This is a genomic window from Paraconexibacter sp. AEG42_29 (genome assembly GCF_040581415.1).
GTDB lineage: Bacteria > Actinomycetota > Thermoleophilia > Solirubrobacterales > Solirubrobacteraceae > Paraconexibacter.
Genome location: NZ_CP114014.1, coordinates 633,778 through 646,367 on the forward strand (window position 1 = coordinate 633,778; position 12,590 = coordinate 646,367).

A 12,590-nucleotide genomic window follows, 5' to 3' on the forward strand; every position below is an offset into this window, starting at 1 on the left:
CGATCTTGTCAGAGTGTGGGCCGGTGCTCCCTCTCGCCTCACTCGGAGACGACGTCTCGGGCTTCTCCGATTCGGTCTCCTCGTTCCTGGACTCGATCGGCAACATCCAGCTTCCGGCGCTCTTCATCGCGCTGGTGAGCTTCGGGATCTACCTCTCGCTGCGGTCGCGCGCCTTCTACCACGTGCTGCGCGCCGCGTATCCGACCGAGCGCATCCAGGCGCGGCGCATCTGGGGCGCCTACATCGCGGCGTACGGCTTCAACAACGTCGTCCCGGCCCGTGGCGGCGACGTCATCAAGCTGTTCCTCACGCGGACGTCGATCCCGAACTCGTCCTATCCGGCGGTCGCCGCGGCGTTCTTCGTCGAGGGCGTGTTCGACCTCGCGATGGGCGTCTTCATCCTCACGTTCGCCTTCACGCAGGGCGTCTTTCCCAAGCCGCCGGACTTCTCGAAGCTGAACGCCTTCGACCTCTCGCTGCTCGCCTCGCACCCGCGGTTCACGCTGTTCCTGCTGACGGCGCTCGCGATCGCCGGCCTGGCCGGCTTCGCGATGCTGTCCCGGCGCGTCCAGGCGTTCTGGGCGCGGGTCCGGCAGGGGCTGACGATCCTGTTCGACCGGCCGAAGTACATGCGCGAGGTCTTCCTCGTCCAGTTCGTCGCGTGGCTGTTCCGGTTCACGGCGTTCTGGTTCATGCTCGAGGCGTTCAACGTCGGCGGGTCGGTGAAGAACGTGCTGCTGGTCCTCGGCGTCAACGCCGTCGCAGCCGTCGTCCCGTTCACGCCGGGCGGCGCCGGCGTCCAGCAGGCGTTCCTCGTGAAGGTCTTCGCGGGGACGGCCGCGGGCGCGACGATCGCCGCCTACTCGGTCGGCCAGCAGATCGCGATCGCGCTCTTCAGCCTCGGCCTCGGGTTCGTCGCCCTGCTGACGATCTTCAAGTTCCGCTCGTTCAAGGAGGTCATCGCGGCGGGCAAGGCGGCCCGCCAGGCGGAGCAGACGGGGGCGGACGTCGTCCTGGCCGAGGGCAGCGGCGCGGCGCTCGCGGTGGCCGACGACGGCGAGATCGTCAAGCGCCGCTCGGCCCCGGCCGACCTCTTCGACGACGCGGACCTCGACTTCGAGCCGACCGTCCGCCAGCCGATCACGCGCACGTCCGAGCGGCGCGACCGCGACCGCAGCGGCAAGGGCGGCCGCCGCCTGGGCCGCCGCCGCAAGCCCTGACGGGGGCGGAGGGTCGGATCAAGCGCAGCGAACGACGCTCGCTGACAGGTTCTGCCCACCCGGCGGTGCACAACCTGACACCCGGGGGTCGGTCAGCCCGTGTTCGCGAGGATCAGGTCGATCGTCTGCCGCGGCTGGTCCCAGTGCGGGAAGTGGCCGCACTTGTCGATCAGCTTCAGCTCGGCGTCCGGGAACAGCTCGAGCGCCCGGGCCGACTGACCGGGGGGCGTGACGCGGTCCTGCTTGCCCCAGACCAGCAGAACCGGGGTGCTCAGCGTGCCGGCCGGCGCGCCCTCCTGCGGGACCGCGGTCAGGTTGCGGAACGCCGACTTCGTCGACGGCGCGGTGAAGCCGCGCAGCTCCGGCAGGACCGTGTCCCGCTGGAGCGCCCACGGCCGCGCGGAGAACTGGATCAGCAGCAGCGTCCGGGTGACGGGGTTGCCGGTCAGGAAGGGCAGCAGCGGGCGGATCAGGTTCACGAGGGCGATCGACGCGCCGACCGAGCCCTTGAAGAACCGCTTCGTGCCGGTCCCCCAGAACCCGCCCGGGTCCAGCGCGACGACCTTGCCGACGACGCCGCCACCGCGCCGGGCGAGCTCGACCGCCAAGCGCGCGCCCATCGAGCTGCCGACGACGTCCACGCCGCGCAGCCCCTGGGCCTCGATGAAGCCCGTGACGGCGTCCGCGTAGGCCGGGATGGTGGCCTCGCCCGGGAGCGGCGGCGTGTCGCCGAAGCCCGGCAGGTCGATCGCGATGACCTCGCGGTGCTGCGCGAGCTCGTCGATGATCGGATCGAACGAGCCGCGGCTCCCGGCGAGTCCGTGGATGAGCAGGAGGGGCGGGCCGCTGCCCGTGCGCTTGTGGTTCAGGTCCATCCTCCGAACGTACTTGACACCGTGTCGCGCGCCCCCGGAGTTGGCGCTCAGAAGATCGCGTACTCGCGGACGACCGGGGCCAGGCGGCGGTCGTCGAACAGCAGCGACAACAGGCCGCTCTGCAGCTGGGCGGCCAGGGACCGCAGCTCGGTGAACGCCACTGACCGCGCCGCTCCGTCGTCCGTCAGCTCGATCAGGTGGCGGCGGACCTCGGGGTCGCCGAGCAGGGTGAGGACCCGGTCGTACGCGGCCAGCACGCGGATGCCGAGGTCGATCGCGTCGTAGCGCAGGAAGGCCGCGGCGATCCGGTCGGTCGCCGGAGCGGCGAAGTCCGCCGCCAGCGCGTCGAGCATCTCGTGCGCCTGCAGGCGGTGGCACTCCAGGATCGGCAGCAGGCCGCTGGCGAACAGCAGCTTGCGGGACGTGCGCAGCTTGGCCGCCCGCAGGCCCCAGCCGTCCCCGCCGCGGCTGCGGTCCTTGCCCTCGAAGTCGACCGTGATGGTCCGCCAGTAGCGGACGATGTCGTTGAGGAAAAACCGCGGCGGCCGGTAGTCGCGCGAGCGGTCGTCCAGGTACCCGGCGAGCACCGCACGGCGCGCCGCCGACCAGGCGGGTTGCCCGGTCACCGCGACCGACTCGAGGACCAGCAGCATCCGCCGCGTGAAGTTCGCGTTCGTGTCCGCCGCCAGGCCGATCTGGTCGCGGAGGTCGTCGCGGAAGGCGACCGTGCCGAACAGGCCCTCGGTGCCCGGCGGGACCTCGTCGAGCGCCAGCGCGACGGCGGCGGGCAGCGGCTGCACCTGGGGACGGGCGGGGCCGTCCACCAGGACCCACCAGTCGTCGTCGCTCGCGCTCGTGACCTCGCCGCGGCCCCACGACCCACACAGGACGACCGCCGTGTCGCGGTCGTGCGGCAGCCCGCGCAGCGCGGTGCGGCGCGCGTCGAGCCGCGTGGCGGTCAGCGCCCGGGCGGCGAACAGCGTCGGCAGGTCGGTCCCGGCCCGCTCGGCCAGGCGCACGAGCGCACCGGCGGCCGGCTCGGCGGCCAGGGGGGTGTCGGGGACGGACATCCGTCCGCTGTTCGGCCCGCCCGCCGGCTTTCCTCGCCCTGCACCGCGGCGTGCGCGGCCGGGGGCCTAGCGGCCGAAGAGCTTCTTGCGTGCCGGCCGGCCGCCGCCGGAGCCGCCGAAGTAGCCCTCGATGACGGGCATCAGGCCCTTGTACGTCCGGCCGCCGCCCATGTCCCCGCGGGCGGTCATCGTCCACGAGTCGCCGGCCCGCTCGAGCGTCGCGAGGACGACGCCCTTGTGCTGGCCGAACGGCGACGAGCCGCCGCTGATGCTCTTCTGCGTGGAGAGGTCGTAGCGGACCGCCTCGCTGCCGCTGCCGTCCAGCAGTCGGCAGAACGCGTTGGCGACCTCGGAGAACTTCTGCCCGCCGAACGAGTTGACCGTGAACGCGAGCATGTGCACGTTGGCCGGGACGCTCGCCAGGTCGACCTTGATGACCTCGTCGTCGCCGTCGCCCTCACCGGTGAGGTTGTCCCCGGAGTGGATGATGCTGCCGTCCTTGCTCTTCAGGTGCATGAAGTAGACGGCCTCGACCTTCGCGCCGCTGGAGTCGAGCATCACGCAGCCCGCGTCGAGGTCGATGCTCTTGCCGCTCGCGGCCGGGTCCCAGCCGAGCCCCATCGTGACCTTGGTCAGCGCGCGGCCGTTCTTGCGCAGCGTCACGCCCTCGCCCTTGGTGAGCTTGACCGCGCCGGCGCTCGGCAGGTCGGGCTTGGTGAGGTCGACGCCGCCGCCGCCGGAGGGGGCCGGGGTCTTGCTGTACGACGGCGGGGCGGACGGGGTGGGCGCCGGGGTCGCGGCCGGTGGCGGCGGCGGGACCGCGGCCGCCCGCGGCGGGGCCGGCGGCGGGGCGGCGGCCGGGGCCGGCGCCGGATCGCCGGACGTCTCGATCCCGTGGACGCTCAGCAGCTTCGCGAGGCCGGCCGCGTAGCCGTCCCCCAGCGCCCGGACCTTCCAGGTGCCGCCGCGCTGGTACAGCTCGATGAGCTGCACGGTCGCGAACGCCGGCGGGCGGTCGAAGCGCACGCTGGCGGCGGGGGCGCCGTCGGCCGTGATGCTGACGCTGACGCCACCGGTCTGGTCGATGGTCGGCGCGGTGTCCGCGTTGGCGACGACGAGCACGCGCTCGACCGCCGGCGGCAGCGACGTCAGGTCGACGGTGACGCGGTCGGCGGCCGGGTCCAGGCGGACCGCGCCGCCGGCGCAGACGGGCTGGCTGAAGAGCGCGACGCCGCTGTCGCCGTCCGCCTTGTCGCTCGCGTCGAGCAGGATGCAGATGACGTCGGCGTGCTGCCGGTCGTAGGTGACGGCGACCTCGATGCGGCCGGCGGGGGGCAGGGCGGCGTTCGAGCCGGGAGTGAGCACGGTCACCCGCCGGACTCTAACGCGGGGCGAGCGGCTACCCGCCGATTGGGCCGCTCAGCCGGCGGGCGCTTCGAGCAGCCACGGCACGTCGACGCAGCGGCGCAGCACCGGGCGGAAGCGCTCGGCGTCGTCGGCGGTCAGCGGGACGTGCTCGCCGTCCACCAGCGACGAGACGTGCAGCTGGCGCAGGCGCGCGCCGAAGCAGTCCAGCAGCTCGTGAGCGAGCTCCATCGACGGGTCGACCGCGGTGACGTGCGCGACGTCGAGGCAGAACCCCGCCTCGGGCAGGAGGGCGAACAGCGGCTGCAGGTCGGCCGGCGTCTGGCCGGCGGCCTTGCGCGCGTCCATGTTCTCGATCACGAGCCGGCTGCCGACCCGCGCATAGGCCGCGGGGTCGCGCAGGACGTCGGGGTGTACGACGATCGAGCGGACGGCGGCGGGCAGCCCGGCCAGGCGGGCGATCAGGGCCGGCTCGTCCTCGTCGAGCTCCTTGACGGGGGCGTGGACGCTGAGGTAGCGGAACGGCAGCGGCGGCAGGGTGTGCAGCCAGGCCTCGAGCGTCGCGAACTCGGGCAGCGACAGCGCGGCGAGCTCGGCGGCGAACGGCGAGACGGCGGCCGCGGCGCGGGCCTGGGCGGCCCAGTCGCCCACGTCGCGCAGCCACCCCGTGGAGGCCCCGACCGGATGGTGGGCGCCGAGCACGGTGGCGGGGGATGCGGGGCGGTCGTCCAGGGCGGTCACCATCGGGAGGCGCGAAGCTAGCAACGCCTCCAGACGGAGCGGGCAGGAGTTCCCGCAAGCTGCGGGAAACCGCTGGGCGGGTGGCTACGACAGGCCGGAGCGTGCTTCGCGCACGAGCGTCACGGCCTCGGGGAAGACCGTGGCCATGACCTGGCGGATCTGCTCCGCCTGCTGCTCGGTCGTGCCCTGGATGTTCACGCGGTTGATGGCCGCGACGGTCAGCGAGACCGCGAGCTGGATCGCGTTGTCCGCGCCCACCAGCTTCTGCTGCCCCGCCATGTTCTCCGCGAACTCCGCCATGCGGCGCTGCAGCTCGTCGGGGTCGCCGAACAGTCCTCCGAAGCCTTCCATCACCCCATGGTAGCCGTAGGGTGGCGTGCGGATGACCAAGCTGATCGAGGGCGCGGGCGTGGAGCTCGCCGTGGACGAGCACGGCCCGCCGGAAGGCGCCGTCGTCCTGCTCGTCCACGGGCAGGCGTCGGACGCGCGCGCCTGGCAGCCGGCGGCCCGCGACCTGGCCGCCGGCGGGCTGCGCATCGTCACCTACGACCGCCGTGGCTACGGGCGGTCGGGCGCACCGCAGCCGTACACCGGCACGACGGTCGCGGAGCAGACCGGCGACGCGGTGGCGGTGCTCGACGCCTTCGCCGCAGGACCCGCGGTCGTCGCGGGCGACGGGTTCGGCGCGCTGGTCGCGCTGGACCTCGCGCTGCGGTTCCCCGAACGCGTGCGCGCCCTGGCCTGCGCGGACCCGCCGCTGCTGGCCTTCGTCCCCGACGCCGCGCAGGAGCTGGCGGCGGAGCGCGCGCTGCTGGAGGACGCGCTCCGCGCGGGCGGCCCGGCGGCCGCGGTCGCCCGCTGGCTCGAGGGCCGCACCGACGCCGACGCCGACACCCTGGCGCGCGCGCAGTCGGCGGCGCGGGGGTTCTTCGCGGACTACGCGGGCCTGTCGAGCCTCGCGGTGACCCGTGCGGAGCTCCGTGCCCTTAGCGTCCCTGCGGTGATCACCACCGGACCGCTGACCCCGCCTGGCGTCGTCGCCGCTGCCGACGCGCTGGCCGCGCTGCTGCCCGGCGCCCGGCGCGACCCGGCCGGCGACCTCGCCGGCGCGGTCCGCGCGGTGACGGCATGAGGCGCGCGGCGTCCGTCCTCGCGGCCTGCGTCCTCCTGGCGCTGGCGCCGGCGGGCTGCGGTTCGGACAACGAGGGCGACAGCGGCGCGCCCGGCGTTGTAGCGACCGGGCCGGCCAGCAGCGTTCCCGCGACGCGCGTTCCCGGGGTCTCGGGCAACGTCCCGGTCAACCCGACGCCGCGCCCGCGGTCCGGGACGGTGGCCGTCGCGGCCCTGGGCGACTCGATCACCGCCGGGACGCCGCTCTACGACCCGGACCCGGACGTCCGCAAGCAGATCGGCGACGACCTCGACGAGCGCTCCCAGTGGGAGTACTGGTTCACCGCCGCCCATCCCCGCTACGAGATCCGCAACTGCGGGGTCAACGGCGAGCGGACCGACGAGATCGCCAGGCGCCTGCAGACCTGCGCGGCCGGCGCGAAGGTCCTGGTCGTCCAGGGCGGCATCAACGACATCGCGCAGGGCCGGTCGGTGGAGGACGCCGCGAGGAACCTGCGCGTCATGTACGCGGCGGGCAAGAAGCTCGGGCTGGACGTCTACGGCGTCGAGGTCCTGCCGTGGAACAACGGCTACCCGCAGGCGGCGCCGCTGGTCACCCGGCTCAACACGCTGCTGCGGGCGGCGGCCAAGGCCGAGGGCGTGACCGTCTTCCCGTGGTACGCGGCGCTCGAGGACCCGGAGAACCGGGGGCGCATGCGCGCGGAGCTGACGATCGAGGGCAACCACCCGACGGTCGCCGGCTACAAGAAGCTCGCGGAGGCGATGGAGCTGCCCTGAGTCGCCGGTCCGCGTCGGGCTGACGGGCGGGCGTGCGGGCGTGCGGCTCAGACCCGGCGGCGGGCGATGACGGCGACCGTCCCGCCCCGCCGGCACAGGCCCGCGACCAGTTCGGCGAGGACCGCCAGCGGGATCAGGACGGTCCCGAGCGCGACCGCCGCGAGGTCCCGGGCGTTCACGGGCGCGCTGCGCTTGAGCAGGTGGTAGAGGTAGGACGGCCGGTGCGTGAGGCGGCTGACCCCGGACTCCCACATCCCGTACGGGTTGTGCTCGGCGAGGACGTGCACCGTGCGGACGGTCTCGAACCCGTGCGCGTCCAGCAGGCGCCGCAGCCCGGGCGCGGTGAAGTGGGTGCGGTGGCGCGGCAGGTCGAGGTGGAACCAGACCCGGCCCGACAGGCGCGCCTGCCACGAGGCGAGGTTCGGGCAGCCGACGACCAGCACGCCGCCGGGGCGCAGCCAGGCGTGCAGGACGTCGAGGACCGCGGCCGGGTCGTCGACGTGCTCCAGGACGTGCCACAGCGTGACCGCGTCGGCCTCGCCGTCCGGGCGACCGGCGTCCTCGATCCCGGCGCGCTGGAGCGTCACGCCGTAGCGCGAGCGGGCGGCGTCCACCCCGCGCACCGTCGGCTCCACACCGGTGGCCAGCGGATAGCCCTGGGCGCGCGCGTGGGCGACGAACCGGCCGCGGCCGGCGCCGGCGTCCACGAGGCGCGTCCCGGCAGCCGCCGATCCGCCGCCGGTCGCCCAGCGGACGAGCCGCAGGCGCTGGCGGTCGAACAACCGCAGCAGCGGCGCGGCCAGGGTCGCGCCGCGCGGGGGTGCCGGCGCGTAGTCCCCGGTCTCGTGCAGGTCGACGCCGTCCGGGACCGGGGTCAGCGTGACCGCGGTGCCGCACTCCGGGCAGCGTGCGAGGTCGATGTCCCCGGCGTCGTACGCGGCGCCGGGTGCGGACATCCAGGCGGACGTCGCCGTCCCGCACGCGGGGCAGGCGGGCAGGCCGGCCCCGCCGACGCCGACGCCGACGCCGACGCCGACGCCGGCGGTCGGGACGGACCGGGCCGCGCCGCCGGGCGTGCCGCCGTCGCTGCCCCTGCCACCGCCGGTCATCGGGGCCGGCTCAGCGGACCGCGATCGAGTAGCTGATCCCGTGCGGCGCGAGCGCGTCGAGGAACGACGCGGCGTCGTAGGCCTCGGCCGGGGCCAGCCCGCCGGCCTTGTCGTAGCCCGCTGCGGTCATCAGCTCCGCTGCATGCGCGGTGGTGACCGCGGTGATGCCGTAGATGTCGCTGCCGTGCAGCACGCCGCGGCGGACCGGCCCGCCGTCCGCCGGGGTCGCCTCGCACACGAGCGTGTAGGCGACGGCGCGGCGCGCATCCTCGGCCGGGCCGGCCGGCAGCCGGTCGATGCCCTTCGCCAGCAGCGACCGCAGCGGCGTCTTCAGCAGCAGCCCGATCGCCGGGGTCGTGATCGGGACGACGGACTCCATCAGCGGGTGGGGGGCGAACGTCGCGGCCGTGATCAGCGACGTCACCTGAGCGGTGTCGACATGACGGGGGACCGTGATGACCTCGCCGGCGGGGTAGCGCGCGACGGTCTTCACGCCCAGGCCGGGGCCGTAGTCGAAGGTCCGCCCGAGCGGCTGGCGGACGGGCGCGGGCCGCAGCGCGCCGTCCGTGTAGACGTCCTCCCCGGAGGCGAGCATCAGCAGCGCCGACTTCGCGGTGCCGCGCGTCGCGCCGAAGCCCTGGATCGCGTAGGCGATCGTGAGGTCGCTCAGCGGGCCGGCGCCGGCCGCCGTGACGTTGCACAGCAGGTCGCCCGGCAGGTAGTCGAAGCCCATGCCGCTGACGAGCGCGACGCCGGCGTTGCGGGCGCCGGGTCCGTACTGCTTGACCACGGCCTTGATGAACGGCTGCTCGCCGGTCGTGTCCACGTAGTGCGCCCCGGCCGCGACGGCGGCCTGGACGACGCCGTGCCCGTGCTGGCCGAACGGGCCCGCACACGCGATGACGGCGCCGCAGCCGGCGAACGCGGCGGTCAGCGCGGGGAGGTCGTCGGCCGCGGCGGCGCGCACGGCAGCGCCGGGGTCCAGGCCGTGCTTCGCCGCCACCGCTGCGAGCGCATCCGGCCGGCGGCCGCTGAGGACGACGTCCAGCCCGCGCCGCCGCAGCTCGGCCACGACCAGATCGCCGGTGTAGCCGGTGGCGCCGTAGACGGCGATCGGACGCGTGCTCGGGGCGGTCATCCGCCGTGAGGGTAGTGGAGGGACACACGGGGGGTGGGCGTGTATCACGCGACGCCGCGCCGCCGTCTGCATCATGATCTGTGCTCGCATGGCTGACGCTTCCCTCCCTTCCGTCGACGAGACCCTCGCCTGGGAGTCCGCGCAGAAGACGCGCGCGGGCCTGCTCGCCCTCGTCGCAGGCAACCTCACCCTGTTCGGCGGGATCGCCGCCTCGATCCAGTTCCAGGACTTCCCGAAGGTCTCGGGGCTCGACGGGTTGCGGGACGCCGCCGGCGACAAGCTGAGCCCGGCGCTCGGCGAGGGCCTGCGCACGAGCCAGCTGCTCTTCTACGACGACAAGGCCGTGACGCTGCTGTTCGTGGCGGTCGTGCTGGCGATCGGCTCGGCGTCGATGGCCGGTGTCCTCGGCTACCTGTTCCGGGCGACGCAGGCCCGCAACCCGAACCTCCCGCGGATGGCGCTCTACGGCGCGCTGCTCGGCCCGATCCTGCTGGGCGTCTCCGAGCTCGCGCTGCAGATCGGGATCAGCGTCAAGGCCGGGGAGTTCGTCGACGGCAAGGACTACTCGACCGAAGCGGCCCACGATGCGCTGCAGGGCGGAGTCGTCCTCGCCGCGCAGGTCCTGCGCCAGGCCGGCGTCCTGCTGATGGCCTTCTCGCTCGTGCTGCTGAGCCTGAACGCGATGCGCGTCGGCCTGCTCACGCGGTTCATGGGGATCCTGGGCATCATCGTCGGCGCCCTGTTCGTCATCCCGATCGGGGGGAACCTCCCGGTCGTGCAGTGCTTCTGGCTGATCGCGATCGGCTTCCTGATCATGGACCGCTGGCCCGGTGCGGTCGGCCGTCCGCCCGCGTGGACGACCGGCAAGTCCGAGCCGTGGCCGACCCAGCAGGAGCTCCGCGAGCAGAAGGCGCTCGCCGGCGCGGCGGCGCGGGGCGCGGACCCGGACACGGACTCCGGCTCCGAGGACTCCGGCGACGGCGAATCCGTCGATCTCGGCAAGCGCTCGTCGGGCCCGCAGACCGGGACGGATGGCCTGCCCGGCACGGCCGCCCGTCGCCCGGACGGCGTGCCGCACTCGGCCTCGAAGAAGCGGAAGAACCGCAAGCGGCGCTGACCGGGCCGCGCCCGGCCGCAACGTTGCCGCAACGCGGGGCGCGGGTAGGCTCCGCGCATGGCCGCCAGCACGAACGAGACCGCACTGCAGACACGCCTCGGGGAGCTTCTGGAGCAGGAGCGCTTCCCGCCCCCGGTGCCCTTCGCGGGCTCCGCGCTGATCTCCGACTCCTCCGTCCACGACGCCGCCGCCGCCGACCCCGCCGCCTGGTGGCTCGAGCAGGCGCGCGAGATCCTCGACTGGGACGTCGTCCCCGAGCAGGGGCTCGACGACTCGGCGCCCCCGTTCTACAAGTGGTTCGCGGACGGGAAGCTGAACGCGTCGGCGCAGTGCCTGGACCGCCACGTGGATGCGGGCCACGGCTCGCGCGTGGCGTTCCACTGGTACGGCGAGGAGGGCGAGACGCGGGACATCACGTACGCCGAGCTGCTGGCGGACGTGCAGCGGATGGCGAACGCGCTGCTCGCACGGGGCGTCAAGGCGGGGGACGTGGTCGGGATCTTCCTGCCGATGATCCCCGAGGTCCTCGTCGCGATCCTCGCCTGCGCCCGGATCGGCGCGCCGCACAACGTCGTCTTCGGCGGCTTCAGCGCCGGGTCCGTGCGGGAGCGGATGGAGGTGTCGCAGGCGAAGGCGCTGATCACGGTCGACGGCGCGCGGCGCAAGGGCAAGACGGCGCCGGTGAAGGCGTCGGTCGACGAGGTGATCGGCGACGTCGCGTCCCTGGAGACGATCTTCGTCGTGCAGCACACCGGGATCGACGTGGAGATGCAGGACGGCCGCGACGTGTGGGTGCACGAGGCGATGGCGGCCGCCGACCCCGAGTGTCCCGCCGAGGCGTTCGACGCCGAGCACCCGCTGTTCATCCTCTACTCGTCCGGGTCGACGGCGGCGCCGAAGGGCATCCTGCACTCGACCGCCGGCTACATGACCGGCGTGACGTGGACGCACCGCAACGTCTTCGACCTGCGGCCGGAGGAGGACGTCTGGTTCTGCAGCGCCGATGTCGGCTGGATCACCGGCCACTCGTACATCGTGTACGGCCCGCTGAGCAACGGCGTGACGTCGGTGATGTACGAGGGTGCCCCGGACTATCCGCACAAGGGGATCTGGTGGGAGCTGTGCGAGAAGTCGCAGGCGACGGTCTTCTACACCGCGCCGACGGCGATCCGCGCCTGCATGAAGTGGGGCGCCGAGCACGTCGAGAAGGCGGACCTCTCCAAGCTGCGGCTGCTGGGGTCGGTCGGCGAGCCGATCAATCCCAAGGCGTGGCTCTGGTACTGGGAGGTCGTCGGCGGCGGGCGCTGCCCGGTCGTCGACACGTGGTGGCAGACCGAGACCGGCGCGATCATGATCACGACGCTCCCGGGCGCGCAGGACGCGAAGCCCGGGTCGGCCGGGACGACGCTGCCGGGGGTCGCCGCCGCGGTCGTGGACGAGGAGGGCAACGAGGTCCCGCGCGGCGAGCAGGGCCTGCTGACGCTCACCCAGCCGTGGCCGGCGATGCTGCGGACCCTGTACGGGGACGACGACCGCTACGTGTCGACCTACTGGGAGAAGTTCGGCGCGACGACCTACCTCGTGGGGGACGCGTCGCGGCAGGACGAGGAGGGCTACGTCTCGATCATCGGCCGCATCGACGACGTCATCAACGTCTCCGGCCACCGGCTGTCGACCGCCGAGGTCGAGTCGGCGCTCGTCTCCCACCCGCAGGTCGCCGAGGCCGCGGTCATCGGGCAGGCCGACGAGGACACCGGGCAGTCGATCGCGGCGTTCGTGACGCTCGAGGGGGACCTGGCGGGGGACGACGAGATGGTCGGCGTCCTGCGCGAGCACGTCGCCGCGCGGATCGGGAAGCTCGCGCGGCCGAAGCGCATCCTGTGGGCCGACGACCTGCCCAAGACGCGGTCGGGCAAGATCATGCGGCGGCTGCTGCGGGACATCGCCGAGGGCCGCGCGCTGGGCGACGTGACCACGCTGCGCGACCCGGACGTGATGAAGGAGCTCGAGTCGCAGGTGAAGGCAGCGCAGGCCGCCGAGGGCTGAG

Annotated in this window: 12 protein-coding genes; 5 read left to right on the forward strand and 7 right to left on the reverse strand. The window is 73.9% G+C overall.

Annotation, left to right across the window (positions count from 1 at the left end):
- Positions 1-23 precede the first annotated feature (23 nt).
- A complete protein-coding gene (locus DSM112329_RS03045) occupies positions 24-1,220 on the forward strand; it encodes a lysylphosphatidylglycerol synthase transmembrane domain-containing protein (RefSeq protein ID WP_354700336.1) in 1,197 nt (398 codons plus the stop codon).
- A 92-nt stretch (positions 1,221-1,312) separates the two neighbouring features.
- Here DSM112329_RS03045 and DSM112329_RS03050 read toward each other — a convergent pair whose 3' ends face one another.
- The 5 genes from DSM112329_RS03050 to DSM112329_RS03070 form a co-directional block, all read right to left on the reverse strand.
- Positions 1,313-2,095: an alpha/beta fold hydrolase gene (locus DSM112329_RS03050; RefSeq protein WP_354700337.1), complete on the reverse strand. Its 783-nt coding sequence runs from the start codon at positions 2,093-2,095 to the stop codon at positions 1,313-1,315.
- Between the two features lie 47 nt (positions 2,096-2,142).
- The gene (locus DSM112329_RS03055) at positions 2,143-3,165 is read right to left on the reverse strand and encodes a hypothetical protein (RefSeq protein ID WP_354700338.1); all 1,023 of its coding nucleotides are present in this window, start codon (positions 3,163-3,165) and stop codon (positions 2,143-2,145) included.
- Positions 3,166-3,231: 66 nt separating this feature from the next.
- Complete coding sequence (locus DSM112329_RS03060; protein WP_354700339.1) at positions 3,232-4,536, reverse strand: TerD family protein; 1,305 nt, start codon at positions 4,534-4,536, stop codon at positions 3,232-3,234.
- 48 nt (positions 4,537-4,584) lie between these two features.
- Positions 4,585-5,274, reverse strand: coding sequence for a hypothetical protein (locus tag DSM112329_RS03065; protein WP_354700340.1), 690 nt, complete (start codon positions 5,272-5,274; stop codon positions 4,585-4,587).
- 81 nt (positions 5,275-5,355) lie between these two features.
- Positions 5,356-5,622: a hypothetical protein gene (locus tag DSM112329_RS03070; protein ID WP_354700341.1), complete on the reverse strand. Its 267-nt coding sequence runs from the start codon at positions 5,620-5,622 to the stop codon at positions 5,356-5,358.
- 31 nt (positions 5,623-5,653) lie between these two features.
- Here DSM112329_RS03070 and DSM112329_RS03075 point away from each other — a divergent pair, with 31 nt between their 5' ends.
- Together DSM112329_RS03075 and DSM112329_RS03080 are read left to right on the forward strand one after the other, a co-directional pair.
- On the forward strand, positions 5,654-6,403 hold the full coding sequence (locus DSM112329_RS03075; protein WP_354700342.1) for an alpha/beta fold hydrolase: 750 nt from the start codon (positions 5,654-5,656) through the stop codon (positions 6,401-6,403).
- Positions 6,400-7,179, forward strand: a complete 780-nt coding sequence (locus tag DSM112329_RS03080; protein ID WP_354700343.1) for an SGNH/GDSL hydrolase family protein — start codon at positions 6,400-6,402, stop codon at positions 7,177-7,179. The genes DSM112329_RS03075 and DSM112329_RS03080 overlap by 4 nt, the downstream gene beginning before the upstream one ends.
- A gap of 47 nt (positions 7,180-7,226) precedes the next feature.
- On the opposite strand, the gene DSM112329_RS03085 is transcribed toward DSM112329_RS03080, so the two are convergent.
- Both DSM112329_RS03085 and DSM112329_RS03090 read right to left on the reverse strand, forming a co-directional pair.
- A complete protein-coding gene (locus DSM112329_RS03085) occupies positions 7,227-8,288 on the reverse strand; it encodes a class I SAM-dependent methyltransferase (protein ID WP_354700344.1) in 1,062 nt (353 codons plus the stop codon).
- Positions 8,289-8,298: 10 nt separating this feature from the next.
- Complete coding sequence (locus DSM112329_RS03090) at positions 8,299-9,426, reverse strand: saccharopine dehydrogenase NADP-binding domain-containing protein (protein ID WP_354700345.1); 1,128 nt, start codon at positions 9,424-9,426, stop codon at positions 8,299-8,301.
- A gap of 88 nt (positions 9,427-9,514) precedes the next feature.
- Here DSM112329_RS03090 and DSM112329_RS03095 point away from each other — a divergent pair, with 88 nt between their 5' ends.
- Together DSM112329_RS03095 and acs are read left to right on the forward strand one after the other, a co-directional pair.
- Positions 9,515-10,543, forward strand: coding sequence for a hypothetical protein (locus tag DSM112329_RS03095; protein WP_354700346.1), 1,029 nt, complete (start codon positions 9,515-9,517; stop codon positions 10,541-10,543).
- A 57-nt stretch (positions 10,544-10,600) separates the two neighbouring features.
- The gene (acs, locus tag DSM112329_RS03100; RefSeq protein ID WP_354700347.1) at positions 10,601-12,589 is read left to right on the forward strand and encodes an acetate--CoA ligase; all 1,989 of its coding nucleotides are present in this window, start codon (positions 10,601-10,603) and stop codon (positions 12,587-12,589) included.
- Position 12,590 lies beyond the last annotated feature (1 nt).

Bases quoted from the DNA above. Each gene is read 5' to 3' on its own strand.
- DSM112329_RS03050 (WP_354700337.1), bottom strand. From the start codon at position 2,095: ATGGACCTGAACCACAAGCGCACGGGCAGCGGCCCGCCCCTCCTGCTC.
- DSM112329_RS03055 (WP_354700338.1), bottom strand. From the start codon at position 3,165: ATGTCCGTCCCCGACACCCCCCTGGCCGCCGAGCCGGCCGCCGGTGCG.
- DSM112329_RS03065 (WP_354700340.1), bottom strand. From the start codon at position 5,274: ATGGTGACCGCCCTGGACGACCGCCCCGCATCCCCCGCCACCGTGCTC.
- DSM112329_RS03070 (WP_354700341.1), bottom strand. From the start codon at position 5,622: ATGGAAGGCTTCGGAGGACTGTTCGGCGACCCCGACGAGCTGCAGCGC.
- DSM112329_RS03075 (WP_354700342.1), top strand. From the start codon at position 5,654: ATGACCAAGCTGATCGAGGGCGCGGGCGTGGAGCTCGCCGTGGACGAG.
- DSM112329_RS03080 (WP_354700343.1), top strand. From the start codon at position 6,400: ATGAGGCGCGCGGCGTCCGTCCTCGCGGCCTGCGTCCTCCTGGCGCTG.
- DSM112329_RS03085 (WP_354700344.1), bottom strand. From the start codon at position 8,288: ATGACCGGCGGTGGCAGGGGCAGCGACGGCGGCACGCCCGGCGGCGCG.
- DSM112329_RS03090 (WP_354700345.1), bottom strand. From the start codon at position 9,426: ATGACCGCCCCGAGCACGCGTCCGATCGCCGTCTACGGCGCCACCGGC.
- DSM112329_RS03095 (WP_354700346.1), top strand. From the start codon at position 9,515: ATGGCTGACGCTTCCCTCCCTTCCGTCGACGAGACCCTCGCCTGGGAG.
- acs (WP_354700347.1), top strand. From the start codon at position 10,601: ATGGCCGCCAGCACGAACGAGACCGCACTGCAGACACGCCTCGGGGAG.